The organism is Sphingopyxis sp. (genome assembly GCF_036261875.1).
In the GTDB taxonomy this organism is placed as follows: Bacteria; Pseudomonadota; Alphaproteobacteria; order Sphingomonadales; family Sphingomonadaceae; genus Sphingopyxis.
In genome coordinates, this window is sequence record NZ_DATAJZ010000041.1 from 11,713 (window position 1) to 36,958 (window position 25,246).

The 25,246-nt window shown below is 67.4% G+C and carries 21 protein-coding genes; 6 read left to right on the top strand and 15 right to left on the bottom strand.

Features of this window, described 5'->3' with window-relative positions; genetic code table 11:
• Positions 1-161: 161 nt before the first annotated feature.
• Positions 162-1,688, bottom strand: coding sequence for a serine protease (locus VHO04_RS18265; RefSeq protein ID WP_329629636.1), 1,527 nt, complete (start codon positions 1,686-1,688; stop codon positions 162-164).
• Between the two features lie 36 nt (positions 1,689-1,724).
• A complete protein-coding gene (locus VHO04_RS18270; protein WP_329629637.1) occupies positions 1,725-2,546 on the bottom strand; it encodes a DUF2306 domain-containing protein in 822 nt (273 codons plus the stop codon).
• 192 nt (positions 2,547-2,738) lie between these two features.
• Here VHO04_RS18270 and ada point away from each other — a divergent pair, with 192 nt between their 5' ends.
• On the top strand, positions 2,739-3,758 hold the full coding sequence (ada, locus tag VHO04_RS18275) for a bifunctional DNA-binding transcriptional regulator/O6-methylguanine-DNA methyltransferase Ada (RefSeq protein ID WP_329629638.1): 1,020 nt from the start codon (positions 2,739-2,741) through the stop codon (positions 3,756-3,758).
• Positions 3,755-4,525, top strand: a complete 771-nt coding sequence (locus VHO04_RS18280; protein WP_329629639.1) for an isocitrate lyase/phosphoenolpyruvate mutase family protein — start codon at positions 3,755-3,757, stop codon at positions 4,523-4,525. Before ada ends, VHO04_RS18280 begins: the two co-directional genes overlap by 4 nt.
• Positions 4,526-4,532: 7 nt before the next feature.
• Here VHO04_RS18280 and VHO04_RS18285 read toward each other — a convergent pair whose 3' ends face one another.
• The 5 genes from VHO04_RS18285 to VHO04_RS18305 all read right to left on the bottom strand — a co-directional run bounded on the left by VHO04_RS18285 (position 4,533) and on the right by VHO04_RS18305 (position 12,725).
• Complete coding sequence (locus VHO04_RS18285; protein WP_329629640.1) at positions 4,533-6,122, bottom strand: hypothetical protein; 1,590 nt, start codon at positions 6,120-6,122, stop codon at positions 4,533-4,535.
• Positions 6,123-6,200: 78 nt separating this feature from the next.
• A complete protein-coding gene (locus VHO04_RS18290) occupies positions 6,201-8,369 on the bottom strand; it encodes a primosomal protein N' (RefSeq protein WP_329629641.1) in 2,169 nt (722 codons plus the stop codon).
• A gap of 150 nt (positions 8,370-8,519) precedes the next feature.
• On the bottom strand, positions 8,520-9,605 hold the full coding sequence (locus tag VHO04_RS18295) for a PepSY-associated TM helix domain-containing protein (RefSeq protein WP_329629695.1): 1,086 nt from the start codon (positions 9,603-9,605) through the stop codon (positions 8,520-8,522).
• Positions 9,606-9,607: 2 nt separating this feature from the next.
• A complete protein-coding gene (locus VHO04_RS18300) occupies positions 9,608-11,824 on the bottom strand; it encodes a TonB-dependent receptor (RefSeq protein ID WP_329629642.1) in 2,217 nt (738 codons plus the stop codon).
• 55 nt (positions 11,825-11,879) lie between these two features.
• Entirely contained in the window at positions 11,880-12,725 is an 846-nt protein-coding gene (locus tag VHO04_RS18305; protein ID WP_329629643.1) for an alpha/beta hydrolase, read from the bottom strand.
• Positions 12,726-12,820: 95 nt separating this feature from the next.
• Between VHO04_RS18305 and VHO04_RS18310 the strand changes: the two genes are divergently transcribed.
• Positions 12,821-15,154 (top strand): patatin-like protein, encoded by a 2,334-nt coding sequence (locus VHO04_RS18310; protein WP_329629644.1) that lies wholly within the window; start codon positions 12,821-12,823, stop codon positions 15,152-15,154.
• A gap of 190 nt (positions 15,155-15,344) precedes the next feature.
• Here the strand turns inward: VHO04_RS18310 and dnaJ are convergent, their stop codons facing one another.
• Positions 15,345-16,472, bottom strand: a complete 1,128-nt coding sequence (gene dnaJ / locus VHO04_RS18315; RefSeq protein WP_329629645.1) for a molecular chaperone DnaJ — start codon at positions 16,470-16,472, stop codon at positions 15,345-15,347.
• A gap of 58 nt (positions 16,473-16,530) precedes the next feature.
• Positions 16,531-18,435, bottom strand: a complete 1,905-nt coding sequence (gene dnaK, locus VHO04_RS18320; protein ID WP_329629646.1) for a molecular chaperone DnaK — start codon at positions 18,433-18,435, stop codon at positions 16,531-16,533.
• A 157-nt stretch (positions 18,436-18,592) separates the two neighbouring features.
• Between dnaK and VHO04_RS18325 the strand changes: the two genes are divergently transcribed.
• From VHO04_RS18325 to VHO04_RS18335, 3 genes are all read left to right on the top strand, one after another.
• Positions 18,593-19,132, top strand: coding sequence for a copper chaperone PCu(A)C (locus tag VHO04_RS18325; RefSeq protein ID WP_329629647.1), 540 nt, complete (start codon positions 18,593-18,595; stop codon positions 19,130-19,132).
• 115 nt (positions 19,133-19,247) lie between these two features.
• Complete coding sequence (locus VHO04_RS18330) at positions 19,248-19,745, top strand: vgr related protein (RefSeq protein WP_329629648.1); 498 nt, start codon at positions 19,248-19,250, stop codon at positions 19,743-19,745.
• Positions 19,746-19,967: 222 nt separating this feature from the next.
• Positions 19,968-21,329: a DNA recombination protein RmuC gene (locus tag VHO04_RS18335; RefSeq protein WP_329629649.1), complete on the top strand. Its 1,362-nt coding sequence runs from the start codon at positions 19,968-19,970 to the stop codon at positions 21,327-21,329.
• Positions 21,330-21,428: 99 nt separating this feature from the next.
• On the opposite strand, the gene VHO04_RS18340 is transcribed toward VHO04_RS18335, so the two are convergent.
• The 6 genes from VHO04_RS18340 to VHO04_RS18365 all read right to left on the bottom strand — a co-directional run bounded on the left by VHO04_RS18340 (position 21,429) and on the right by VHO04_RS18365 (position 25,220).
• On the bottom strand, positions 21,429-22,142 hold the full coding sequence (locus tag VHO04_RS18340) for an META domain-containing protein (protein ID WP_329629650.1): 714 nt from the start codon (positions 22,140-22,142) through the stop codon (positions 21,429-21,431).
• 164 nt (positions 22,143-22,306) lie between these two features.
• Positions 22,307-23,119 carry an RNA methyltransferase gene (locus VHO04_RS18345; RefSeq protein WP_329629651.1) on the bottom strand — a complete coding sequence of 271 codons (813 nt, stop codon included), beginning with the start codon at positions 23,117-23,119 and terminating at the stop codon, positions 22,307-22,309.
• Between the two features lie 4 nt (positions 23,120-23,123).
• Entirely contained in the window at positions 23,124-23,402 is a 279-nt protein-coding gene (locus VHO04_RS18350) for an HPr family phosphocarrier protein (protein ID WP_257547584.1), read from the bottom strand.
• The gene (locus VHO04_RS18355; RefSeq protein WP_257551232.1) at positions 23,399-23,803 is read right to left on the bottom strand and encodes a PTS sugar transporter subunit IIA; all 405 of its coding nucleotides are present in this window, start codon (positions 23,801-23,803) and stop codon (positions 23,399-23,401) included. Before VHO04_RS18355 ends, VHO04_RS18350 begins: the two co-directional genes overlap by 4 nt.
• Positions 23,804-23,841: 38 nt before the next feature.
• A complete protein-coding gene (gene rapZ / locus VHO04_RS18360; protein WP_329629652.1) occupies positions 23,842-24,777 on the bottom strand; it encodes an RNase adapter RapZ in 936 nt (311 codons plus the stop codon).
• Positions 24,774-25,220 carry an HPr kinase/phosphatase C-terminal domain-containing protein gene (locus VHO04_RS18365; protein WP_329629653.1) on the bottom strand — a complete coding sequence of 149 codons (447 nt, stop codon included), beginning with the start codon at positions 25,218-25,220 and terminating at the stop codon, positions 24,774-24,776. The genes rapZ and VHO04_RS18365 overlap by 4 nt, the downstream gene beginning before the upstream one ends.
• Between the last annotated feature and the right edge of the window lie 26 nt (positions 25,221-25,246).

The following is a 25,246-nucleotide window of genomic DNA, read 5'->3' on the forward strand; positions in this document are numbered from 1 at the left end:
GTTCAGGACGTGCGGGAACTGAAGCGCGATCAGCTAGTGAAGGAAAAAAACCGTGCGCTCCCGCGAAGGCGGGAGCCCATCTCCGGTCGGCGCTGTTCTGAACCGGCGGGAGATGGGTCCCCGCCTTCGCGGGGACACGTCCATGCTTTTAACGGGTCACATCAAGGCGCCGCCGCCGCCTTCTGGCACTGATAGACCAGCCGCTCGTTGGGCGTCGGGGGCAGCACGGCGCGGATCGCTTCCTGCTGCGTCGCCAGCCCCGCGAGCGCATCGGGATCGGCGGTGCAGCTCTTCAGCGTCACGCCGGCGCGGATCTCGCGCGCTTTCGCCATCGTATCGGCGTCGAGTAGATAACGGTCGACGCGATATTCCTTGCCCGTCGGGTCGATCGAGGCGACCGTCACCGTCGCTTCCTCATTGGGGACGAGGATGCGCTGCCAATGGCCGTCCGCCCCTTGCGCATATTGGGTGCGGTCGTTGACGCAGCCGTTCGCTGCGATCTTCACCGGCACGTCGGTGGTCGACGAGACGGTGATGCGGCTGCGGTCGGGGCGGATCGTGCAGAGATAATTGCCCTCGGCGATCTTCGGCGCGTCGGGCGTCGCGGGCGCGGCCGCCTCGTCCTTGACCTCGGCATGTGCGTCGGGGCGCGTGACGAACAGCACCGCGGCGCCGAGCACCAGCACGGCGCCGATGCCGCCCGCGATCTTCGCGTTGCGCATCTTCTGCTGGCTATAGAATAGCATCGCCGCGCCCGCCGACAGCGCGCCGATCACGAACAGCACGCCCGCAAGCGCGATGCGGTTCTCGCGCGCGTCGAGCGCGGCCTCTTCGGCGCGCGCCTGCTTGAGCTGGCGGTCGAGCGCGGCGGCGGCGTCCTTCGCGGCATTCGCCTCGGCGGTCTTGCGCGCATCGGCGTCGAGCGCGGCGCGGTCGCGTGCGTCGGCTTCCGCCATCGACAGGCAGGGCGAGCCGATCGCGCCATATTGCTGCCCGGCGTCGCCGAGGAAGCGCGCGAGTTCGCGCGTCGAGATGGCGAAGGCGAAGGGCGAATCGCCGTCGTCGGCGCGGGTGATCGCGGTGTTGATGCCGACGATGCGCCCGCACTGATCGACGAGCGGGCCGCCCGAATTGCCGCGCGAGATCTTGGCGGTGTGGACAAGCATCGCGACCCCGTCGACAGTCTGCGTGTTCGACAGATTGCCCTCGCTGCGCACCGGCGTGCGCGGGGTGATATAGTCGGCGGCGCTGCGCGCGGTCGCAAGGTCGACATTGCCCGGATAGCCGAGCGCGACGACGTCGGCGCCCGAATCGAGCGGCCCCGAATAGACCGCGGCGGCGGGCAGCCGCGTCCCGCTGATCTCGATCAGCGCGAGGTCGCGATTGGTGTCGATCGCGATCAGCTTGCCGGCATAGCTTTTCTGTCCTTCCGACGGGACGACGCCGAGCGCGACATTGTTCGGATATTTGGCGGCCGATTCGACGACATGCGCATTGGTGACGATGCGCGTCGGCGAAATGGCGATGCCGCTGCCATGGCCGAAGCCGACGACCTCGCCGTCGACCATCGCGACGGTGACGACGCGCACGACGCTGCGCGACGCGGCGCTGATGTCGTCGGCGGCGCGGGCCGGGAGCGCGAGGGTGACGGTGAAGAGGGCGAGAAGGAGCGCGAGGAAGCGGGTCATGGCGCGGACCCTAACCACTCGCCGGGCGAAGGCAAGCTAGAGGTAAGGGCTCCACATCATCATCCACGCGCCCGTGCTGCCGGCAAGGATGACGAGGCCGCTGACCGCCAGCAACGCGGCGACGCCCTTTTTCGCCGCCGGTGTCCCGCGCGTGCCGGCGCGGAGATAAAGCTCGGCGACGGTCAGTGGCAGCAGCGAATTGGCGAAGGCGAGGAAGAGGTCGAACGGACCGTCCATCGCATCGCCGATCCCCGCGCCGCCGGTCGCGATGCCCCACGCCATATAGCCGACGCGCATGAACCAGACCGCGCTCGCGACCGCGAACAGCCGGATCGCCCAGCGGCGATGCTCGGCGAAGCGGCGCGTGCGGGCGCTGCGCCAGGCGAGCGCTGCGAAAGCGAGGATCAACAGCGCATCGAGCGAGATGCCGAAGGCGCCGGTCAGGTTCATCCACGTGCCGCGCCCCCAGACGAGCCACAGCCCGCCGAGCGACAGCGCGAGCGCGCAGAAAAGATAGAGCCGCCCGTTCCAGCGGTGAGCCGCCGGCCAGCGGCCGCGAATGGCGGGGATGAGCTGCACCAGCCCGCCGAAACTGATTACCGCCGCCATCAGCACATGGGCCGCGAAGAAGAGATTGCCCATCGTGTCACCGGCGACGAAGCCGGTGATCAGCGACTTGCTATTCCAGCGCTCGAAATGGCCCGAAAGCGACGAGGGATAATAGAAGAGCAGGATGAAGGCGGTGAACAAAAGCTGCCCCGCTGCGACCGACAGGTAACAGAAAGTCGCGGCGCGCCCGAACCAGTCGATCCGGCGCGCCGGGCGCGCGGGCGTGAAGGATGTGTCGATGGTCGCCATGGCCTGCTCCCCTATGGAGCCGGAAAGTGGCGTACCTTCTCAGGTGAGTCAATGATATAATACAGTAACACGGTTCGATGCCGCTTTGAGCGCAAGCATCGGGACGCGCGCGCATCGAAGCCATGGCAATGCGGCGACAAGCTCCTTAGGAAAGGAAAGACGATGAACGCCGAAACCATGCCCCCGGAAACCATGACCGACGACGATCGCTGGGCCGCGGTGCTGCGCCGCGACCGCGCTCTTGACGGGCGCTTCGTGACAGGAGTGCTGACGACCGGCATCTATTGCCGACCGAGCTGCGCGGCGCGCCATCCGGCGCGCGGCAATGTCCGCTTCTTCGCCGACGGCGCCGCCGCGCGCGAAGCCGGGCTGCGGCCGTGCAAGCGCTGCCTGCCCGACGATGTCGCACGCGACGAGGGGGCAGTGCTCGCGGCGATCGAAGCCATCAAGGCGAGCGAGGAGCCGCTTGCGCTCGCCGATCTCGCCGCGCGCACCGGCTATTCGCCGACGCATTTCCAGCGCGTCTTCACCCGCCACACCGGCCTGTCGCCCGCCGCCTATGCCCGCGCCTTGCGCGAGGAGCGGGCGCGGCAGGCGCTGAGCGATGGCACGCGGGTGACCGACGCGATCTACGACGCGGGCTTTTCGGGGCCGTCGCGTTTCTATGGGCATATGGAGGGACGTATGGGTATGACGGCTTCGGCCTGGGTGAACGGCGGCAGGGGCGCGACGATCCATTGGGCGGTGGTGCCGACCAGCCTTGGCGACATGCTCGTCGCGGCGACCGCGAAGGGCGTGTGCCGCCTGAGCTTCGACGAAGGGCGCGAAGCGCTCGAGGACCGTTTTCCCGCGGCCGAGCTGGTCGAGGGCGGCGCGGATTTCGCGGCGCTGCTGAAGGAGGTCGTCGACGCGGTCGAGACGCCGGCGGCGGGCTTCGACCATATCCCGATCGACGTGAAGGGCACCGCCTTTCAGGAAGCGGTGTGGCGCGAGCTGCGCAAGATTCCGGCAGGCGAGACGCGCAGCTACGCCGACATCGCCGCCGCGGTCGGCAAGCCCAAGGCGGTACGCGCGGCGGGAAGCGCCAATGGCGCGAACAATGTCGCGGTGCTCATCCCATGCCACCGCGTCGTGCGCAGCGACGGCTCGCTCGGCGGCTATGCCTATGGCCTACCGATCAAGCGTGAACTTCTGAAAAGGGAAATCCGATGACCCCAACATCGTCAAGCGCGATTGCAGCCTTCCGTGCACTCCACATTCCCGGCGATCCGCTGATCCTCGTCAACATCTGGGACGCGGGGAGCGCGAAGGCGGTCGCGGCCGCCGGCGCCAAAGCCATCGCGACCGGCAGCTTCGGCGTCGCGGGCGCGCAGGGCCGCGCCGATGGCGAGGATTTCCCGATCGAGGATGTGTTCGAGAATCTGACCCGCATATTGTCGGTCACCGACCTGCCGGTGACGATCGACATGGAATCGGGCTATGGTGCCGATCCGGCGGCGGTCGGCGTCTCGGTCGGCCGCGCGACAGCGGCGGGCGCGGCGGGGATCAACATGGAGGACCGGCTTCCCGGCCGGAACGAGCTTTTGTCGATCACCGAAGCGCAGGCCCGCTATCGTGCCGCCGCCGACACTGGCATTTTCGTCAATGCGCGCTGCGACGTGTTTCGCGGGGCCGATGCGGCGAAGGACGGCGACGCGCTGATCGCAGCGACGCTCGACCGCGCACGGGCCTATGCCGACGCGGGTGCGGGATCGCTGTTCGTGCCCTTCCTCGGCGATGCGCGCTGCATCGGCGCGATCTGCAAAGCCTCGCCGCTGCCGGTCAATATCCTGCGTTCGAGGGCCGGACCGACGCACAAGGAACTCGCGGCGCTCGGCGTCGCGCGGATCAGCCATGGGCATCAGCCCTGGGCGGCGGCGATGGCGTGGCTGACCGGACAGGCCGAGCAGGTGCTGGGCGGTGAAGAACCCGATTATTGAGCGAAGATCAGCTCTTCTTCTTGCCCTCGGCGGCGTCTTCAGCCTCCTTAAACTGTTCCGCGAGTTTGGCGCGCGCCTCGTCGAGCTTGTCCTCGTCGATCAACTCGACCGTGGCGCGGAGCTTGTTTTCATCGTCGTCGCCATGGGCGTTGAAGGCGATCGGCGACAGCACCTGGCGCGCCAATTTGCCTTTATTCTCGTTGAGCAGCTGCCGCGCGAGAACCATTCTATAGCTCGGATCATAGGAGGCGGTATCCCATGCATCCTCGAGGGTGATCAGCGCGTCTTCGGGGATCGGGTCGCCGGTTTCGTAATAGGAGAGATAATAGTCGATCGCCGGCCGCGGGTCTTCACGATCGAGCTCGCGTGCCTTGGCGAACCAGGGACGCGCCTTGGCATAGAGCGTCTTGTCCTTGCTCGCCTTGGCGCGGCCCATCTCCACCGCGCCCATCAGATAGTTGGCATAGGAGGATTTCGCATCGAGCGCGATCGCACGCTTGGCGGCCGCTTCGGCGCGATCGAAATCGCGGGCGTCGAGATTGGCCTCGGCGACGATCAATTGCGCGGGCAGGCTGTCGGGATAGGCGGCGCCTTTGCCCGACAAGTCGCTCGCGACGTCCTTTGCTTCTTTGAGATCGACCCCCCGCTTCGAACGAATATATTCGCGCATCAGATCTTCTTCGGCGGCGCTGAGTGGGCGCATCGTCACCTTCGGTTCGACATAATTGCTGGGCTTGATGTCGAAGCCGGGGAAGGGACCCGACTTATATTTGCGCAATTCGGTCTGCAACTGGTCGAGGTCGCCGAAGATGCGTTTCGCGGCGGTCAGGCTGTCCTCGCCCTTGTTGAGCGCCTGAAGATAGGCGGGAAGCTGGCCCTGTCGTTCCTTGTTGAAGTTTAGATAGTGCGAAAGCAGCCAGCCCACGGTGTAGGACTGATAGCGTTCCAGCGGCGTCAGCTTGACCTTGTGGTCGAACAGCCGGCTCAGCCGCGTATCGGAAAAGCGCTTGAGATCGCGTCCTCTTGACTGCGGCACGTTGCCGAGGTGGAAACTGCCGTCGTCCTTGAATTCGATCGTGCTGTAGAGCTCGGCAAAGCCTTCGGAATACCAATGCGGATAAGCAGTGCTGAAATTGGTCAGCATGAAATGGTGCGTATATTCGTGGAACAGCACGCGCTGCGAATCGAGCTTGGGCCCGTCGTCGCGCACGACGCTGCTCATGTCGCGGCGCTGCTCGCGCGCCGGAACGAACGCAACCGTCGCGCCCGCGCGCGGAATATAGAAACCCGCGATCCCCGATCCCGGCGCGCCGGCGATATAGGCGATGTCGCTGATGTCGCCGCTGCGGAACACCTTGACCTTGTTCGCTTCGTCCATGCTGGGGCCGGGAACCGGGTAATTCTGCATATAGCGCAGCGCATTGTCATAGCGCTCGAGAAGGCGCGCGAATTGTTCGGCGTCGTCCTTCTTGCTTTCCGAATAGACGATGAAGTGCGAGGTTTCCGCCTGCCACCATTCGGCGCGAGCGCCTGCGCTCATCGTCAATGTCGCCAGAGCCACCCCGCTGCCGATCGCGCGAACCCATTTATGCAGCACCTTTGGCCTCCCCCTTGAACCCCTTGCCTTGCGGTCAGGGCTAGCAGCAAAGTCGAACGATTCCAATCCAGACGGCGGCTATACGAAGCTATACGGATCAATATCGATCGCCAGCCGCGCCTTCGCCGGCCAGTCGATGCGCCCCACCCAGTCGCGGATCGTGCCTTGCAGGTCGAAGCTGCGCGGGGCGTGGAGGAGGAGGCGGAAGCGGTGGCGGCCGCGCAGCATCGCCAACGGCGCGGGGGCGGGGCCGTAGATGGCGAGGCCGTCGGCGGCGGGCGCCTTTTGCCCCAGCCGCTGCGCCACCCCGCGCGCGACCTCGATATCCTCGGACGAGATGACGAGCGCGGCGAAGCGGCCATAGGGCGGAGCGCCTGCGTGTCGGCGTGCGGCGGCCTCGGCGGCGTAGAAGCCTTCGCGGTCGTTCGCGACGAGCGCGGCCATGACGGGGGCGTCGGGCACCCGCGTCTGGATCAGCACCTCGCCCGGCTTGACCCCGCGCCCGGCGCGGCCCGCGACCTGCGCGATCTGCTGGAAGGTGCGCTCGGAGGCGCGCAGGTCGCCGCCGTCGAGGCCGAGGTCGGCATCGACGACGCCGACCAGGGTCAGGTTGGGGAAATGATAGCCCTTGGTGACGAGCTGCGTGCCGATGATGATGTCGACCAGCCCGCCCTCGACCGCCTCGACGAATTCGGCGGCCTTGGCGGGCGACCAGAGGGTGTCGCTGGTGACGATCGCGGTGCGCGCCTCGGGGAAGCGCAAGGCGACCTCGTCGGCGACGCGCTCGACGCCGGGGCCGCAGGCGACGAGGCTGTCCTCATCCTCGCACTCGGGGCAGAGGCGCGGCGGCGGCATCACATGGCCGCAATGGTGGCAGGCGAGGCGGTGGACGAGCCGATGCTCGACCATCCACGCCGTGCAGTTCGGGCATTGGATGCGGTGCCCACAGGTGCGGCAGAGGGTCAGCGGCGCGAAGCCGCGGCGGTTCAAAAAGAGCAGGCTCTGCTCGCCTTTGTGGAGGCGGTCGGCGAGGGCGTCGACGAGCGGTGGCGCGAGCCAGCGGCCGCGATCGGGCGGGTCGCTGCGCATGTCGATCGCGGCGAGGTCGGGCAGCGTCGCGCCGCCGTAGCGCGCGGGGAGGATGATGTGGCGATAGCGGCCTGCCTCGACCTGCGCGAGGCTTTCGAGCGCGGGGGTCGCGCTCGCGAGGATCACCGGCAGTCCCTCGAAATGCCCGCGCATCACCGCGACGTCGCGCGCATGATAATGGACGCCGTCCTCCTGCTTGAAGCTCGTCTCGTGCGCCTCATCGACGACGATGACGCCGAGATTTCCGTAAGGCAGGAAGAGGGCCGAGCGCGCGCCGACCACGATCTTCGCCTCACCCGCCGCGATGCTGTGCCAGGCGCGGCGGCGCTCGGTCGAGCGCAGCCCGCTGTGCCAGGCGACGGGCTCGCAGCCGAAGCGCGCGGCGAAGCGTGTCAGCATCGGCTCGGTCAGCGCGATCTCGGGGAGCAGGACGAGCGCCTGCTTGCCCGTATCGACCGCGGCGGCGATCGCCTCCATATAGACTTCGGTCTTGCCCGATCCGGTGACGCCGTCGAGTAGCAGTGTCTCGAACGTCGCGGCGGCGACCGCATCGCGAAGCTGGCTGGCGGCGGCGGTCTGTTCGGCGGACAGGTCGGGCGGGGCGAAGGCGGGGTCGGGCTGCGGATAGGGCTGGTCGGCCGAGACGGCGACCGCTTCGAGCGCGCCGGTCTGGACGAGGCCGCGGATCACCGCTTCGCTGACCTCGGCGAGTCCGGCGAGTTCGCGCATCAGGCCTTGCCGGGCGCCGATCTTTTCGAGCGCGACGGTGCGCTGCGGGGTCATGCGCTTGGGGCGTTCGCCGGTGGCGCGATATTCGACGATCGGGCGGCGTGCGTCGGCGAAGGCGGCGCCGGGCAGCACCATCCGCAGCACCGCGCCGGGGGGAGCGAGATAATAGTCGCTCGTCCATTCGACGAGACGGCGGAGCGGCGCGGGGACCGGGGGCACCGGCACGACCTCGAACAGATTGCGCAGGCGATTGTCGCCGACGGCTTCGGGCGCGCCGAAGCTTTCATCCTCCCACACCACCCCGCCCATCCGGCGCGGCCCCAGCGGCGCGACGACGACACTGCCGAGCGGCGCGTCGGTGCCGTAGGGCACGCGATAGTCGAGCGGGCCGAGAGCGGCGGTCAGAAGAAGGACGCGGGCGCGGGTCATGAGCTGGGGAGGATATAGGGCGCCGCGGGAAATAGGAAAGCGGCGAGGTCTGCCACGGTGGCTGGCGACCGGAAGGTGACCTATCTTCTCCCCTCCCTTCCGGGGAGGGGAATATCCGCTCACCACCCCAATGCGGACGCAGGCGTTCGCTTATGTCGAGGCCAGCGCCGCTGTCTTCATCACCCGCTTCGCGGGCTTCGGGCGCCGGAACCAGAAGATCCACACCGCCAAGCTGCCGAGCATCGTCAGCGACAGGCCCGAAATCGTCATCACCAGGCGCCACGGCAGGCCGCCGACCTTGGCGGCGTGGATCGGGAAGGCCTTGTTGAACGCCTGCGCGCCGCTCGGCATCGCCAGCGCGTCGCGCGCGCCGAGCAGCTTGCCCGTCGCGGCGTCGAACCACAAGGTCGAGCGGCCGTTGGGCAGCCACTCGGCCTGCTGGCGCATCCGGAGCATGATCGGATCGCCGGCCTTGCGCGGCAGGCTGAGGATACGGAATTCGGCATCTGGGAAGCGGCGGCGCGCCTCGGTCAGCATCGCGGCATAGTCGGGCTGTGCGGCGAGCGGCCCGCTCGCGTATTTCGGCGGCTTCATTGCCCTGGCGGCCGCGGCAGGCGAGCCGAAGGGCGCGATCATCGCCATCGCAAAGGGCTGAAAGATCATCATCGTCCCGGTGACGACCGACAACAGGAGCAGCGGGGCGGCGACGATGCCGAGGTCGCGGTGATGCGTGACGATCGCCGGACGGCTCATCCGCTTCGGCCAGAGCCGGAAGGAGAAAGTGCGCCGCGTCCGCCACCACAGGATCGCGCCGCTGATCACGAAGAAGATCCCGCAAAGCCCCGCGATGCCGATCACCCACTCGCCGCTGTCGCCCGCGAAGAGATGGTGGTGGAAGTCGAAGATCCAGAGTTCGGGCCGCTCCCACTGGCTCGCCCAGCGGGTGACGATCTCGCCCGACTGGCTGGCATAGGCGCCCGCTTCCTTGCCGAGACGGAGCTGGTGGAGCCCGAAGCGTTCGTCGGCATAGATGATGCCTTGCGCCCCCGGCGTCGCCATCAGCCGCTCGGTCGCGGCGACCACCGTCGGCAGGTCGCCGCGCAGCGCGTCGTTGCTGTGCGGCAGGGCGATCCAGCTCGTTTCGTGGAGCAGGATCGTACCCGACAGGCCCATGAGCGCGAGCAGGAGGCCGATCAGGCCGCCGGTCCAGCGGTGGAGCGTGTCGAGCAACTGCATCATCAGAACCGGTAATCCCACCCCAGCGTGAAGGTCCGCCCGCGGCCCGCGAAATAGGCCGCGACCGGCGCGTCGGTCGCTTCGCGCGTATCGCTCGAATAGTCGATATAGAATTTGTCGAACAGATTCTGCACCGACAGGCTCAGCCCGCCGAAGCCGGTCTGATAGCGCAGGCTGGCGTCGGTGATGACATAGCCGCCGAAATCATTGAGCGGACTGGGGTTCGCCTTGCCGTGGAAGTCGCGCTTCAGGAAGAATTGCGTCTGCACGAGCGCCGAGACGGGCCCCTTGTTGTAGCTGGCGTTGAGGTTCAGGCGGTCGGGCGAGATGTTGCTGCCGTCGAGGTCGGTGTCGACGATCCCGTCGGGATTGGCGCTGTCGCTGTCGTAGCGGCCCTTGAGATGAGCGTAGCCGACGCCGACTTTCAGCCCGTCGACCGGCAGCGCCACGCGCAGGTTGAGCTCGAGGCCCTGGATCTCGACACGCTGGCGCTGCACGTCGAAGATGCGGTCGGGGCGGGCGATGAGGAGCTGGCCCTTGTCGCTCGACGACCAGAAATAGGTCGCGCTCGCGTCGAGCGGGCCGCGCTTCAGCTCGACGCCGATCTCGCGGTTGTTCGAGACGATCGGCGAGATGTCGAGATAATTGTCGATGTCGATCCCGGCGGTCTTCACCGCGCGGGTGATGCGGCCGATGTCGGGGACGGTGAAGCCCTCGGCATAGCTCGCATAGGCGCGGATGCCTTGCCACGGCTCGACGATGATGCCGCCGTTGATCAGCAGGTCGTCGAACTTGGGCTTGCCGCCCGCGACGTCGACGCCGCCATAGGTCGAAAGCCCGCAATTGGTGGTGACGGTCGCGGTGCAGGCGACATAGGTGGTCGAGGCGAGGGTGTGATAATCGTCGATTTTGATCTTCACATTTTCCCAGCGCACCCCGCCCGCAAGCCGCACGAGCCCATCGAACAGCTTGAGGTTCGCCTGGCCGAAGGGGGCGAGGCTGCGGAAATCGCTCGGCGGCACCCAGACGCGATCGGTGGCGATCAACGCCTGCTCGGTCTTGTCGACGAGCGCGTCGAAGCCGAGGGTGACGGTCAGCGCCTCGAAGCCCGGGACCGCGCGCTCATAGCTGAATTTGGCGCCGAGCTTGCGGCTGCGGTTCTGCGACTGGTCGAACAATGTGCCTTGCGGCGCGATCACCGGGTCCTGGAAGGTCGCGATCGGGTCGATCTCGCCGCCGAAGGTGTCGCGGCTGCGGTTGAAGAAGATCTGGCTGACGAAATTGCCGCCGCCAAGATCGGTGTCGGTCAGCGACAGCGCGACGCTCTCGGTGCGGTTCTGCGCCGGTTCGCCCGGCGGATCGCCGCGCACCGCGCTCGTCGGAACGCCGAGCGCACGGTTGCCCGCGACCGCGACATAATCGCCGTCGCCCTTGAGCTCGTAGCGGCTGGCGATCAGGTCGAGCCGCGCGGTCGGCGACACTTCATAGCCGAGGCGCGCGAAGAGCGACAGCGTTCGCGAATCCTGCGTCTCGCCCTGCGTCAGGTTGAGCCCGACACGGCGCCCTTCGCCGTCGTAGAAGGCGCCGCGCTTTTCCCACGCCGCGCCGAAGGTCGCATCGAAGCGCCCGGCCTTATACTGGACGAGCCCCGCGACCTTGCCGCCGAGCCCGTCGCCCGAGAAACCGTCGTCCGCAGTGCCCTGCAGCAGGAAACGGCCGCCGAGCCCCTCTTCCTTTGGCGCGCCGACGGTGACCTGGTTGACGATGCCGCCGGTGCCGCCGATCCCCTGCAGGGCGTTCGAGCCATAGATCAGCTCGACGCGGTCGACGAAGAAGCCGTCGATCGTGAAGCCGTCGCGGCTGCCGTCGCGCATCGGGGTCGATTGCGGAATGCCGTTGATCGCGTAGAGCGGCGAGCGCCCGCGCAGCGATTCGCCCGAGCCCGACAATTTCTGCCGCGTCGGCGAAAAGCTGGGGGTGAGGTTCGAGACCGCGTCGGTCACCGACCCCGAAATCGCGAGCTGCTGATCGAGCGTGTCCTTGCCGATCAGGTCGATCGTCAGCGGCAGCGCGTTGGGCGGCAGGATCGTGCGCGCGGCGGTGACGACGATGCTGTCGTCGCGCGGTGCGCCATCATCGGCGGACGCGGTGTCCTGCGCGAAAGCGGGGGAGGAAAGCGCGCTCGAAAGCAGCGCTGCGACGATCCATCTGCGATTCATTCTCAACTCCTGTCGAGACCGGCTGCTAGTGCGACACATTCGCAAATGCAAGCGCCTATTGCCCTTTCGGAGGTAGGTCCCCTTTAGTCGCCGCCTCCTTCAGGAACGCCAATATCGTGGCACCTGACCGCGCGGGCTCGTCGTAAGGCAGGCCATGACCCGCATCGGCGATCAGTTCGTAGCGGAGCAGGGGATTGAGCGACTGCAGTTCGCGCGCGGTCTCCAGCGAGACCACGCCGCGGTCGCCAATCAGCAGCAGGGTAGGGACGGTAAGCGTGCGGACGAGGTCGCGCCAGTCGGGGTTGGGCGGTGTAAGGACCTCGAACGCCGACGGGCTGGTGCGAAGCCGCGCGTCGACGAGATGTCCGATCAATCCGGGCGACCGGTTCGGGCTCCTGAGCCGCGCCGCCGTGATCAGCTCGTCCCGCGTCGACAGAAGCAACTGCCGGTGTTCGGCCGCGATATCGCTTTCATGGACTTCCTGCTGCCACGCCGGACTGATGAAGGTGGGATCGATCAGGACGAGAGCCGTCAGCGTCGATCCGGATGTGCTCGCGGCAACCGCGGCGGTCATACCTCCCATCGAATGGCCCACCAGAACCGGCGCCGGCAATGCCAGTTTTTCGATCAGCGCGAGGACATCGCCGGCCAGATCGCCATAGAGGTAACCGCGATCGGGTGCGCTCGACCCGCCGTGCCCGCGCGCGTCGGGCAGGATCACGTCGAAGTTTTTTTCCAGCGTGCGCGCCAGCGGGAGCAGGCACGCGCCGCTTCCGATCAGCCCGTGCAGCGCGACGAGCGGAGGCTTGCCGGCATCCGTCCGCCGATAGTGGATATCGATGCCGTTGGCGTGGCAGGTGCCGCTGCGCCAGGACACCGCATCGGGTTCGGATTCGCTCATCCCGGTTCATTGGCGGCATCCTCCTCCATAGTCGACAGATATTGCCTCGGAGGAAGGGGTGACGCCGCTCCCCGATCCGCGCTATCACGCTCCCGATGCGGGAAAAGGAACTACGCTTCGCCCTGATCTGCTACGGCGGCATCAGCCTCGCCGTCTATATGCACGGCATCACCAAGGAGGTGTGGCGACTCGCCGCGGCGTCGCGGGCCTTTCATGAGGGCACCGAACAGAGCGGCTCGGGACGCATCTATGGCGAACTGCTCGCGGCGATCGCCGAGCGGAGCGGGGTCAAGCTGCGCGTGCTCGCCGACATCGTCGCGGGGGCGAGCGCGGGCGGGATCAATGGCATTTTCCTCGCGCGCGCGATCGCCGGCGGCCATTCGCTCGACCCGCTGACCGAGCTGTGGCTGAAGGACGCCGACGTCGACAGCCTGCTCGACCCCGACGCGCGGCCGCTGTCGGCGGCGACCAAATTCTGGGCGGTGCCGATCGCCGGCTGGGCGATGAAGCGGCGCGGCAACGTCATCGACCGCACCGTGGGCGAAACCGCGCAGGACGAGGTGCGCGCGAAGCTGTCGCGCTTCGTCCGCGCGCGCTGGTTCGAACCGCCTTTCGGGGGCGAGACTTTCTCGGGCCTGCTGCTCGATGCGTTCGACGCGATGGACGCGGGCCCGAAGGGCCCGCCGCTGGTGCCCGCGGGCCAGCCGGTCGACCTGTTCGTGTCGGTCACCGATTTCGCGGGGCACAGCGCCCCCCTGTCGCTCAACAGCCCGCCGCGCGTCACCGAGCAGGAGCATCGGCTGATGCTGCATTTCCGACAGGATGTGCGCGCGGACAAAAGCCTCGACGACGACGTGCCGGGGCTCGTCGCCGCGGCGCGCGCGACCGCGAGCTTTCCGGGCGCCTTCCCGCCCTTCACGCTGCGCGAGCTCGACCGGGTGCTCCACGCGCGCCGGATCGCCTGGCCGGCCCGCGATGCCTTCATTCGCACCCAGCTTCCCGCCGGCGGCGAGGCCGATCCCGCCGATCGCGTGCTGATCGACGGATCGGTGCTCGCCAACGCGCCGTTCCGGCCCGCGATCGCGGCGCTCAAGCAGCGTCCGGCGCGACGCGAGATCGACCGGCGCTTCGTCTATATCGACCCCAAGCCCGATTACCGCTCGATCAGCTTCGGCAAGCCCGGCGAAGCGGCGGACGGCGATGGCGGGGATGGGGATGCGAAGCTGCCCGGCTTCCTCTCGACGATCCTCGGCGCGCTGTCCGAAATCCCGCGTGAACAGCCGATCCGCGAGAATGTCGAGGCGATCGAGGCCATGTCGCGCCGCATCCGCCGGATGCAGCATGTCGTCGACGCGATGAAGGTCGAAGTCGAGGAACAGGTCGCCGCGCTGTTCGGCACGACCTTCTTCCTCGACACGCCGACCCCGGCGCGGCTGCAGAAATGGCGCGCGAAGGCGCAGGACCAGGCGGCGGCGCGCGCGGGCTTCGCTTTCGCGCCATACGGTCACCTCAAGCTGTCGGCGATCGTCGAGGAACTGGTCGGCGTCGTCGACCGGCTGGCGCCGCCCGAAGGCGATATTCATCGCCGCAATCGGCGAAACGCGATCTGGGAGGAGGTTCGCGCGCGCGGGCTCGACCGGCTGTCGGGACGCCGCGGGGCGGGGGCGAGCGACGATGCGGTGGTCTTTTTCCGCAGCCACGACCTCGGCTTTCGGATCCGCCGCCTGCGCTTCCTCGCGCGCGAGCTCGACCGGGTGGTCGAGGCGAAGCGCGACGCGCGCGACCCGGCCTGCGACGCGATGCGCGAGGCGATCTTCACCGCGCTCGGCCTCTATCTCGAGCGCCAGAACGATAGCTGGCTTGCCGGCATCGACGTGCCCGCCGATGCCGATGCGGGGCAATGGCTCGACGGCATCGCGGCGCACCGCGACCTGATCCGCGCCGATGCCGAGGGCGATGCGTTCGTCGCCGAAGCGCTCGGCGGGCTGCCCAAGGACGACCGGCGCACGCTGCTGCTCGCCTATCTCGGCTACCCCTTCTACGACATCGCGACCTTGCCGCTGCTGCAGGGCGAGGGGTTCGACGAGTTCGATCCGATCAAGATCGACCGCATCTCTCCCTCCGACGCGACCGCGATCCGCACCGGCGGCGCGGCGGCGATGCTGAAGGGGGTCGAATTCAACAGCTTCGGCGCCTTCTTCAGCCGCGCGTACCGCGAGAACGACTATCTCTGGGGACGGCTCCACGGCGCCGACCGGCTGGTCGATATCGTCGCGAGCAGCGTGACCGGCGACGGCGCGCTGCCCGCCGAAGACCTCGCGGCGATCAAGCGGCGGGCGTTCCATGCGATCCTGGACGAGGAAGAGGAACGGCTGCCGAAGGTGAAGGCGCTGATTGCGGAGTTGAGGGGGGAGATTGGGGAGCGTTAATTCCTTCTCCCCTTGCGGGAGAAGGATACGAAGCCTTGCGCCGCAGGCGCTAGGCGTAGTTGGATGAGGGGTTGCGAGCCAGAGGCTCGCGCGCTCGCGAAGCGAGCGCATACCCCTCACCCAGCTTCGACTAGCCAGCAAGCTGGCAAGTCTGCGCAACCCTCTCCCGCAAGGGGAGAGGGAAGGGTAGTCACTCCGTCAGATCGTCCCACATTTCCTTGATGCGGCCGAAGAAGCCCTGACTCGCCGGGCATTCCTCGCCGGTCTCGGTCTCGCGGAACGCCTGCAGCAATTCCTTCTGCTTGGCGCTGAGCTTCGTCGGCGTCTCGACGTCGATCTGGACGACGAGGTCGCCGTGGCCGCGGCCGTTGAGCACCGGCATGCCGGCGCCGCGCTGGCGGAGCTGCTTGCCCGACTGGATGCCGGTGGGGATGGTGATTTCGTGCTTCTTGCCGTCGAGCCCGGGGATGGTGATGCATCCGCCGAGCGCCGCGGTGGTGAAGCTGATCGGCGCGCGGGTGAACAGCGTCGTGCCCTCGCGCTCGAAGACCTTGTGCCGTGCCATGTGGAGGAAGATGTAGAGGTCGCCCGGCGCCGCGCCGCGCGCGCCGCTCTCGCCCTCGCCCGACAGGCGGATGCGGGTGCCCTCGTCGACCCCCGGCGGGATGGTGACGGTCAGCGTCTTGCGCCGGTCGACGCGGCCTTCGCCGTGGCAGCTATTGCAGGGGTCGGCGATGACCTCGCCCGCACCCTGGCAGGTCGGGCAGGTGCGCTCGACCATGAAGAAGCCCTGCTGCGCGCGGACCTTGCCGTGGCCCGCGCAGGTCGAGCAGCGATTGGTCGAGGTGCCGGGCTTCGCGCCCGACCCGTCGCACGCGTCGCAGCGCGCGGCGACGTCGACCTGAATCTCGCGCGAGCAGCCGGTGAAGGCGTCCTCGAGCTTGATTTCCATGTCGTAGCGCAGGTCGGCGCCGCGCGCGGGGCCGCGCTGTTGCTGGCGCCCGCCGAACGCCGATCCGAAGATCGATTCGAAGATGTCGCCGATGTCGCCGAAATCGGCGCCGTTGCCACCGCCGAAGCCGCCCGCGCCATTGACGCCTTCCTTGCCGAAGCGGTCGTAGGCGGCGCGCTTCTGCGGATCCTTCAGACAATCATAGGCTTCGTTGATCGCCTTGAAGCGCGCCTCGCTGTCGCCGCACCCCGGATTCTTGTCGGGGTGATATTGCATCGCGAGCTTGCGATACGCCGACTTCAGCGTCTTGTCGTCGGCGGTGCGCTCGACTTCCAGCAGTTCGTAATAATCGATGTCGAGCGACATTCTTCAAAACCCCCTCAACCCCGCCGCGCCCGAAGGCCCGGCGGGGAGAGCTTCCGTCTTACTTCTTGTCGTCTTCGACTTCCGAGAATTCGGCGTCGACGACATCTTCGTCGGCCTTGGTCTCGCCAGCGTCGGCGGCGGGGGAGGCCGCGGCCTGCTGTTCCTTTTCATAGATCGCCTGGCCGAGCTTCATCGCGACCTGCGCCAGCGCCTGCGACTTTTCGGTCATCGCGGCGGGATCGCCGCCCTCGACCGCCGTCTTGGCTTCGGCGACAGCCGCTTCGATCTCGCTCTTGAGGCCCGCATCGACCTTGTCGCCATGCTCTTCGAGCTGGCGTTCGGTCGTGTGGATCAGGCTTTCGGCGTTGTTCTTGGCCTCGGCCGCCTCGCGGCGCTTCTTGTCCTCTTCGGCGAACTGCTCGGCGTCCTTGACCATCTGGTCGATGTCCGCGTCGGAAAGGCCGCCCGAGGCCTGGATCTTGATCTGCTGTTCCTTGCCGGTGCCCTTGTCCTTGGCGTGGACCGACACGATGCCGTTGGCGTCGATGTCGAAGGTCACCTCGATCTGCGGCACGCCGCGCGGCGCGGGCGGGATGCCGACGAGGTCGAACTGGCCGAGCATCTTGTTGTCGGCCGCCATTTCACGCTCGCCCTGGAAGACGCGGATCGTCACCGCCGACTGATTGTCGTCGGCGGTCGAATAGACCTGCGACTTCTTGGTCGGGATGGTGGTGTTGCGGTCGATCATGCGCGTGAACACACCGCCCAGCGTCTCGATGCCGAGGCTCAGCGGCGTGACGTCGAGCAGCAGCACGTCCTTGACGTCGCCCTGCAGCACGCCCGCCTGGATCGCGGCGCCGATCGCGACGACCTCGTCGGGGTTGACGCCGGTGTGCGGTTCCTTGCCGAAGAAGTCCTTCACGACCTCGCGCACGCGCGGCATACGCGTCATGCCGCCGACGAGCACAACCTCGTCGATCTCGCTGGCGCTGACGCCCGCGTCCTTGATCGCCTTCTTGCACGGTTCGAGCGTGCGCTTGATCAGATCCTCGACCAGTTTTTCGAGGTCGGCGCGGGTGATCGTCTTCACCAGGTGCTTCGGCCCGTTGGCGTCGGCGGTGATGAAGGGCAGGTTGACCTCGGTCGACTGCGCGGTCGACAGTTCGATCTTCGCCTTCTCCGCGGCTTCCTTCAGGCGCTGCAGCGCCAGCTTGTCGCTGCGCAGGTCGATGCCTTCGTCCTTCTTGAAGCCGTCGGCGAGATATTCGACGATCTTGCTGTCGAAATCCTCGCCGCCGAGGAAGGTGTCGCCGTTGGTCGACTTCACCTCGAACACGCCATCGCCGACTTCGAGGATCGAGATGTCGAAGGTGCCGCCGCCAAGGTCATAGACCGCGATCGTCTTGTTCTCGGTCTTGTCGAGGCCATAGGCGAGCGCGGCCGCGGTCGGCTCGTTGATGATGCGCAGCACCTCAAGGCCGGCGATCTTGCCGGCGTCCTTGGTCGCCTGGCGCTGGGCGTCGTTGAAGTAGGCGGGAACGGTGATCACCGCCTGCTCGACCTTCTCGCCGAGAAAGGCCTCGGCGGTTTCCTTCATCTTCTGGAGGATATAGGCGCTGATCTGCGACGGCGAATAATCCTCGCCGCCCGCCTTGACCCACGCGTCGCCGTTGGTGCCCTTGGCGATGGTGTAGGGGACGAGTTCCATGTCCTTCTTGGTCATGGGATCGTCGAAGCGGCGGCCGATCAGGCGCTTGACCGCGAAGATGGTGTTTTCGGGGTTGGTGACCGCCTGGCGCTTCGCCGGCTGGCCGATCAGCCGCTCGCCGTCCTTGGCGAAGGCGACGATCGACGGCGTCGTGCGCGTGCCTTCGACATTTTCGATAACCTTGGGCTTGCCGCCTTCCATCACCGCGACGCAGCTGTTCGTGGTGCCGAGGTCGATCCCGATCACTTTTGCCATGGGTATGTTCGTCCTTGTTGCTTCCTTCGGCGCCCTGAAAAGGCACGCCGTGCGTTGATTTGATGGGGGCGATATAGGTGCGCTTTGCCTTGGCACAAGGGTTTTGACGGCGTATCTGGGACAGGAAAATTGACGCATTTCGGGAGTCCCAAGCATCATGAAGCCCTTTGCAATAGCCGCGCTTGCCGCCACCGCGCTCACGCTGACCGCGTGCGAGAAGAATCTGGGCGCGGGACAGCCGCTCAACGTCGTCGCGGGCTATATCCAGATGGGGGCGACCCCCGACAGCCCCGCGGCGGGCTATTTCACCGTCGAGGGCGGACCGCGCGACGTCGAACTGGTCGCGGTGACCGCCGACCTCGCGCAGCGGGTCGAGATGCACGAAAGCGTCAAGGAAAACGGCGTCGTGACGATGAAGCCGCTCGCCGCCGCCGTCGTCCCGGCGAAGGGCAAGCTCGAATTCAAGCCCGGCGGCAAGCATCTGATGATCTGGCACATCAACGGCGCCGCTGTGCGTGCGGGCAAGCTGCCGATGGCCTTCGTCTTCACCGACAACGACAATGAACGCATCCTGTTCGACCTGCCGATCAAGCCGGCGCCGAATGCGAGCGCCGACGGGATGGCCGGCATGGACCATGGTGCGATGGATCACGGCGCGATGGGCGGCGACAAGGCGGCCGACGCGGCGAAGAAATAAGCAAGGGTGACGAATCCCACTTCGTCATTGCGAGCGGAGCGAAGCAATCCAGGGCGGTTTACGCCTGCTCTGGATTGCCGCGTCGCCTTCGGCTCCTCGCAATGACGTTTGTTTGATGCCGCGCCCTTCGCGCCCCCTCACGACCGGCGAAATCGCGCTCGCCCGCAGCGTCTTCGGCGATGCGATCGATTATGCGCGGGTGCGGGTGCGCCATTATAAATGGATTTTCTTCCAGCCGCGCCGGATCGTCATGGCGCCGATGGGCGATTTGCATTTCCACCCGAAGGGCGGCGTCTATTGCGACGACTTCTCCTGTCCCGCGGGAGGACGGGCCGAGGAACGGACGGCGAAGGGGCTATTCCTTCACGAGATGACTCACGTCTGGCAGGCGCAGACGCGCGGGCGCTGGTATCTGGTGCTGATGCGGCATCCCTTCGCGACCTATGATTACAGCCTCAAGCCCGGTTGGCCGCTGCACCGCTACGGGCTGGAGCAGCAGGCGGAGATCGTGCGGCATTACTGGCTGCTGACGCAGGGGGTGACGATCGGCGGGGCGCCGGGGGTCGAGGCCTATCGGGCGATCCTGCCCTTTGCGGGAAGCGGGGCGGGGTGATGGATTTCGACCGACATCAGACGTTTCTTATCTCGTCACCCCGGACTTGATCCGGGGTCCCGCTTTAGATCGGCAGCCGTGCGTTCGGCAAAAAAGCGGGATCCCGGGTCGAGCCCGGGATGACGAGGAGGGGAGGGCCGCGTCCACTCCCCACCCAAAGCGATCCTCTCCCGGCCAAATAGCGACTAGCCAAGCCCGCGCTGTTCGTCCTATGTTCCGATCATGGATACCCCCTTTTTGATCGTCGGCGTTATCGCACTCCTTCTCGGAGGCCTGATCGGATGGCTGCTTGCCGGGCGGCAGGCGGGGGCGCTCAAGGCGGAGCGCGATGGATTGTCGGAGCGCTTCCGCGCCGCGGTCACCGACCTTGCGGCCGAGGCGGAGGCGCGCAAGGCGGCCGATCTCCAGCTTTCGGCGCTGCTCGCCGAGCAGAAGGCGCGCGATGCCGCGCACGACGCGCAGATCGCGCAGCTTCAGGGTGCGCAGGCGGCGCTCACCGCGCAGTTCCGCGAGGTCGGGCAGGCGATGCTCGGCGAGGCGCAGAAGGCGTTCCTCGAACGCGCCGACGCGCGCTTTCGCCAGAGCGAGGAAAGCGCGGGGCAGAATCTGAAGGCGCTGCTGACCCCCGTCCACGAGCGGCTGCAGAAATATGAGGAAGCGGTCGGCAAGGTCGAGGCCGAGCGGCAGAATGCCTTCGGCCTGCTCCACGGCCAGATCGCCGCGATGCGCGAAGGCACCGAGCGCGTGTCGAGCGAGGCGGCGAAGCTCGTCAACGCGCTGCGCAACGCGCCCAAGGCGCGGGGCCGCTGGGGCGAGCAGCAGCTTCGCAACGTCCTCGAAAGCTGCGGGCTCAGCGAACATGCCGATTTCCAGACCGAAGTCAGCGTCGCCGACGGCGAGGGTGGGCGGCTCCGCCCCGACGTCGTCGTCAAGGTGCCCGGCGGGCAGAGCCTGATCATCGACGCGAAAGTGTCGCTCAACGCCTATCAGGATGCGTTCGGCGCGATCGACGAAGGCGAGAAGGCGGGGCATCTCGCGGCACACGCCGCGGCGATGAAGGCGCACGTCAATCTGCTCGGCGCCAAATCCTATTGGAACCAGTTCGACGACACCCCCGATTTCGTCGTAATGTTCGTCCCCGGCGAGCATTTCCTCGCCGCCGCGCTCGATCAGGATCACGAGCTTTGGGATTATGCGTTCGAGCGCAAGGTGCTGCTCGCGACGCCGACCAACCTGATCGCGATCGCGCGCACCGTCGCGGCGGTGTGGCGGCAGGAAAAGCTCGCGGGTCAGGCGCGCGAGATCGCGGCGCTGGGCAAGGAACTGTACGCGCGCATGTCGGTGATGGGATCGCACATCGCGCGGGTCGGCAAGAATCTCGATCAGGCGACCGGCGCCTACAACGCCTTTGTCGGCAGCTTCGAATCGCAGGTGCTGACGCAGGCGAAGCGCTTCGAGGCGCTCGACGTCGAGACCGGCGATAAGGAGATTCCTGTGTTGCCGGTCGCGGAACAGACGGCGCGGCCGCTGGCGAAGCTCGCGGCGGCGGGGGCCGCGCCGGCCGCGGTGAACGACGGGGAATGAATCGTCGCCCCCGCGCAGGCGGGGGCCGCTGGAAGTTTACGCGGCGGCGAAGGGCGAGGCCGACAGCGGCCCCCGCCTGCGCGGGGGCGACGTGTTCGATCAAATCACCCGCTTGAGCACCGCCGTCTTGCCGTCCTTGCCGGTCAGCAGCAGCGTGCCGTCGGACGGGAAGGCGATTCGCACCGGCGCGCGCATCAGGTCGAAGAAGGCGCGTTCCTGCTCCATTTCGGGTCCGGGGCAGGCCATGAGCGTCGCGGCGAGCTGCCCTGTGGTCAGCACGCCGTCCGCGGCTGTATAGCCGCCGCCGAAGCGGTTGCATCCCGCGCTGCCGCTGAGGCGCGTGCCGTCGAACGCCAGCGAGGTCGGCCGGTCCGCCGTCACCGGCGTTCCGCCGATCGACACGAAGGTCCAGTTCGACCCCGCGAGCGTATCGGGCGGCAGGATCGCGCCGCCGCAGCCCTGCACGCTCTTGCCGTCGGCGGTGACGCGCACCGTGTCGGCATAGCGCCGGTCGCTCATCCCGTCGCTGCACGCGCGATGCTCGATCGCGACCGACAGGCGCCCGGCGGCATAGGCCTGGCCGTTCGCCGCCGGCGTCGCGCCGGGGTTCGGAACGGCGATCTTCGTCTCGCCATAGTCGCCGGCATAGGTCAGCCGCTCGGGTGTGATTTCGAGCGTCCAGCCGGGTTCGGTGCCGACCGCCATATAGGCGGCAGCCGGCGCGGGCTTTTCGCCGGGCGCCTGCGGGGTGCCCGAGGCGGCGCAGCCGGCGAGGACCAGCGGCAGGGCGAGGAACAAAACGGATTTGGACATGATATACTCCTTTGATCCCCGTTCGTGTCGAGCGAAGTCGAGACACCCATCGGAACAGCGCCATGACGATGGGTGTCTCGACTTCGCTCGACACGAACGGAAACAGAGGGGGGCATTAGGCAGAACCTGCTGCGCCCAAGCTGAACATCATCGCCAAGCGCCGTTCAGCTTCGCCGCTGGTTCAGCACCTCATAAGCCATCACTGCCGTCGCGACCGCGGCGTTGAGGCTGTCGGCCTTGCCCATCATCGGCATCTTCACGCGCACGTCGGCGGCGGCGGCATAGGCGGCGGGCAGGCCCTGCGATTCATTGCCTACAAGCACGAAGGTCGGCGCGGCATAGCGCACCGCCTGATAATCCTGCGTGTCGCTGCCGAGCCAGGTCGCGACGAGCTCGCCCGGTCCGCCGCGCAGCCAGGCAAGAAATTCCTCCCACCGCGCCTGCACCAGCTTCTGCGTGAAGATCGCTCCCATGCTCGCACGCACTGCCTCGACGCCATAGGGATCGGTGCTTTCGTCGAGCAGGATCAGCCCGCCCGCGCCGACCGCGTCGCCGGTACGCAGCATCGTGCCGAGGTTGCCGGGATCGCGCAGCCGCTCGGCGACGAGCCAGATCGGCGCGGCAGCGCGGTCGAGATCGGCGAGGCTGGTCTTCGGCTCGGCATAGATGCCGACGATCGTCTGCGGATTGTCCTTGCCCGACAGTTTGGAGAGAATCGCGGGGGTGGTGTCGATCACCTCGGCGCCCGCCGCGAGAGTCGCGTCGACGAGCGCTTTCGCGAGCGGATGCGCGGCGCCTTCGTCGGCGAGGAACAGCCATTGCGGCAATATGCCGGCCTCGCGCGCCTCGGTCGCGATGCGCAGGCCTTCGGCGAGGAACAGGCCTTCGGCGCGGCGGTGGCGCTTCTCGCGCAGCAGGCGCATCCGCTTGATCAACGGATTGGAAAGGCTTTCGATACGGGAACGGCGACCGGTCATCCGGTCAATCCTCGCCGAAGCTGTCCTTGACCAGCCCGACCAGCTTGAGCAGCGCGGCGTCGGCGCCTTCGCCCTTGGTGTGGATGGTGATGCTGTCGCCCTTCGCGGCGCCGAGCATCATCAGCCCCATGATCGAGGTGCCGTTGACGCGGCTGCCGCCCTTTTCGACTTCGACGCTGACGGTCTCGGGAAGGCGGCTGACGAAGGTCACGAACTTGGCGCTGGCGCGCGCGTGCAGCCCGCGCTGGTTGGTGATCTCGACCGTCTCGCTGTTTTCGCTCATGGTCCCACTCCCAGCATCTCCGACGCGACGGAGATATATTTCTGGCCCGCTTCCTTGGCCGCGATCACCGCGGCACGCAGGTCCATCGCCTTGCGCGCGCTTTCGAGGCGGATCAGCATCGGCAGGTTCACGCCCGCGATGACTTCGGTCCGCCCGCTTTCGAGCAGGCTGATCGCGAGGTTCGACGGGGTGCCGCCGAACAGGTCGGTCAGCATGATGACGCCGCGCCCCTCGTCGACCTTGCGGATCGCCTCGGCGATTTCCTTGCGGCGCATTTCCATATTATCGTTGGGGCCGATGCACACGGTGGCGATCGCGCGCTGCGGGCCGACGACATGCTCCATCGCGGTCACCATTTCCTCGGCGAGCCGGCCGTGGGTGACCAGGACCATTCCCAGCAGCGGCAATGCTTTATCGACGGGCATGAAATCGCAGACCCTTATGCTTGTCCGGCGCCCGCGGGAGATGCGGGCGGGGGCCTGCCCTCAAGCCCATCTTGCGGGGCAGAGTCAAGGTTGCGATGGGTCACGGTCGGCTCATGGCCCGCGGCGCGTAGCGTTTTGGCCACACGGTCGGCGACATGGACCGAGCGGTGCCGCCCGCCGGTGCAGCCGAAGGCGACGGTGACATAGCTCTTGCCCTCGGCCCGGTAACGCGGGAGCAGGGTGAGGAGCAGCCGCTCGATCTGCGCGACGCTGTCCTCATAGGCGGGGTCGGCCATGACATAGGCCGCGACGTCGGGGTCGAGCCCCGTGCCGGGGCGCAGCTTCGCATCCCAGTGCGGATTGCGCAGATAGCGCATGTCGAATACCAGATCGGCGTTGCGCGGCAGTCCGCGTGCGAAGCCGAAGCTCAATATGTTGAGCACCGGCTCGCCTTCGCCCGCGTCGCCGAAGCGCTGACGCACTTCCTGCTGAAGGTCGTTGCTCGAATAGTTGGTGGTGTCGACGACATGCTCGGCCCAGCGGCGGAGCGGCTCCATCAATTCGCGTTCGCGCGCGATGCCGTCGGCAGCGGGGCGATCCTCGGCCAGCGGATGGCGGCGCCGCGTTTCGGAGAAGCGGCGCTCAAGCTCGGCGCCCGCGCAGTCGAGGAACAAAGTCTGGATGTCGCGGCCGCCGTCCTCGCGCAGCTCCTTGATCCGCTTGACGAGCCGCGCGGGCTTGAAGCCGCGGCTGCGGCTGTCGATCCCGACCGCGATCGGGCGGCCTGCCTCGCTACGCTTTGCCGGCGCATCGATCAGCGCCTCGAGCAGCGCGAGCGGCAGATTGTCGACAACCTCCCAGCCGAGGTCTTCGAGCACCTTGAGCACGGTCGACTTGCCCGCGCCGGAGAGGCCGGTGACGAGAAGCAGACGAGGATCGGGGACACTCATCGGTCGGGCGCCAGCCGTTCGAGCGCGAGCAATATCTTGATCGGCGCCGAGGCTTCGAAGGCCGAGAGCAGCAGCGCGGGCAGCGGATGCCCGGCGACCATTTCGACCTGATTCACCGACGGCATCCGGTCGTAGCGATCGGACAGCCGCACCGCGAGCGCGAGCGGCACCGGCGCGGTCCACGGCTTTTCGACGATGCCGATGCCGCGCACTTCAAGCTTGCCGGCGAGATTCTCGGGCGGGCGGCACCACAGCCGGTCGCGGTCGTACCAGATGTCGCAGCGGTCGTCGGCGACCAGCCGCGCGCCGCGATCGATCAGCCTGAGCGCGAGGTCGGACTTGCCTTGCCCGCTGTTGCCGAGAATCAGCACGCCGCCGCTGCCCGCCGCGACGCAGCTGGCGTGGATATTCTGGATCTCGGGCTTGGTCCGGCTCGGAAACATCAACGGGGCTTACCGGCGACGAAGCG

Bases quoted from the DNA above. Each gene is read 5' to 3' on its own strand.
- VHO04_RS18265 (WP_329629636.1), bottom strand. From the start codon at position 1,688: ATGACCCGCTTCCTCGCGCTCCTTCTCGCCCTCTTCACCGTCACCCTC.
- VHO04_RS18270 (WP_329629637.1), bottom strand. From the start codon at position 2,546: ATGGCGACCATCGACACATCCTTCACGCCCGCGCGCCCGGCGCGCCGG.
- ada (WP_329629638.1), top strand. From the start codon at position 2,739: ATGACCGACGACGATCGCTGGGCCGCGGTGCTGCGCCGCGACCGCGCT.
- VHO04_RS18280 (WP_329629639.1), top strand. From the start codon at position 3,755: ATGACCCCAACATCGTCAAGCGCGATTGCAGCCTTCCGTGCACTCCAC.
- VHO04_RS18290 (WP_329629641.1), bottom strand. From the start codon at position 8,369: ATGACCCGCGCCCGCGTCCTTCTTCTGACCGCCGCTCTCGGCCCGCTC.
- VHO04_RS18295 (WP_329629695.1), bottom strand. From the start codon at position 9,605: ATGCAGTTGCTCGACACGCTCCACCGCTGGACCGGCGGCCTGATCGGC.
- VHO04_RS18300 (WP_329629642.1), bottom strand. From the start codon at position 11,824: ATGAATCGCAGATGGATCGTCGCAGCGCTGCTTTCGAGCGCGCTTTCC.
- VHO04_RS18305 (WP_329629643.1), bottom strand. From the start codon at position 12,725: ATGAGCGAATCCGAACCCGATGCGGTGTCCTGGCGCAGCGGCACCTGC.
- VHO04_RS18310 (WP_329629644.1), top strand. From the start codon at position 12,821: ATGCGGGAAAAGGAACTACGCTTCGCCCTGATCTGCTACGGCGGCATC.
- dnaJ (WP_329629645.1), bottom strand. From the start codon at position 16,472: ATGTCGCTCGACATCGATTATTACGAACTGCTGGAAGTCGAGCGCACC.
- dnaK (WP_329629646.1), bottom strand. From the start codon at position 18,435: ATGGCAAAAGTGATCGGGATCGACCTCGGCACCACGAACAGCTGCGTC.
- VHO04_RS18325 (WP_329629647.1), top strand. From the start codon at position 18,593: ATGAAGCCCTTTGCAATAGCCGCGCTTGCCGCCACCGCGCTCACGCTG.
- VHO04_RS18330 (WP_329629648.1), top strand. From the start codon at position 19,248: ATGCCGCGCCCTTCGCGCCCCCTCACGACCGGCGAAATCGCGCTCGCC.
- VHO04_RS18335 (WP_329629649.1), top strand. From the start codon at position 19,968: ATGGATACCCCCTTTTTGATCGTCGGCGTTATCGCACTCCTTCTCGGA.
- VHO04_RS18340 (WP_329629650.1), bottom strand. From the start codon at position 22,142: ATGTCCAAATCCGTTTTGTTCCTCGCCCTGCCGCTGGTCCTCGCCGGC.
- VHO04_RS18345 (WP_329629651.1), bottom strand. From the start codon at position 23,119: ATGACCGGTCGCCGTTCCCGTATCGAAAGCCTTTCCAATCCGTTGATC.
- VHO04_RS18350 (WP_257547584.1), bottom strand. From the start codon at position 23,402: ATGAGCGAAAACAGCGAGACGGTCGAGATCACCAACCAGCGCGGGCTG.
- rapZ (WP_329629652.1), bottom strand. From the start codon at position 24,777: ATGAGTGTCCCCGATCCTCGTCTGCTTCTCGTCACCGGCCTCTCCGGC.
- VHO04_RS18365 (WP_329629653.1), bottom strand. From the start codon at position 25,220: ATGTTTCCGAGCCGGACCAAGCCCGAGATCCAGAATATCCACGCCAGC.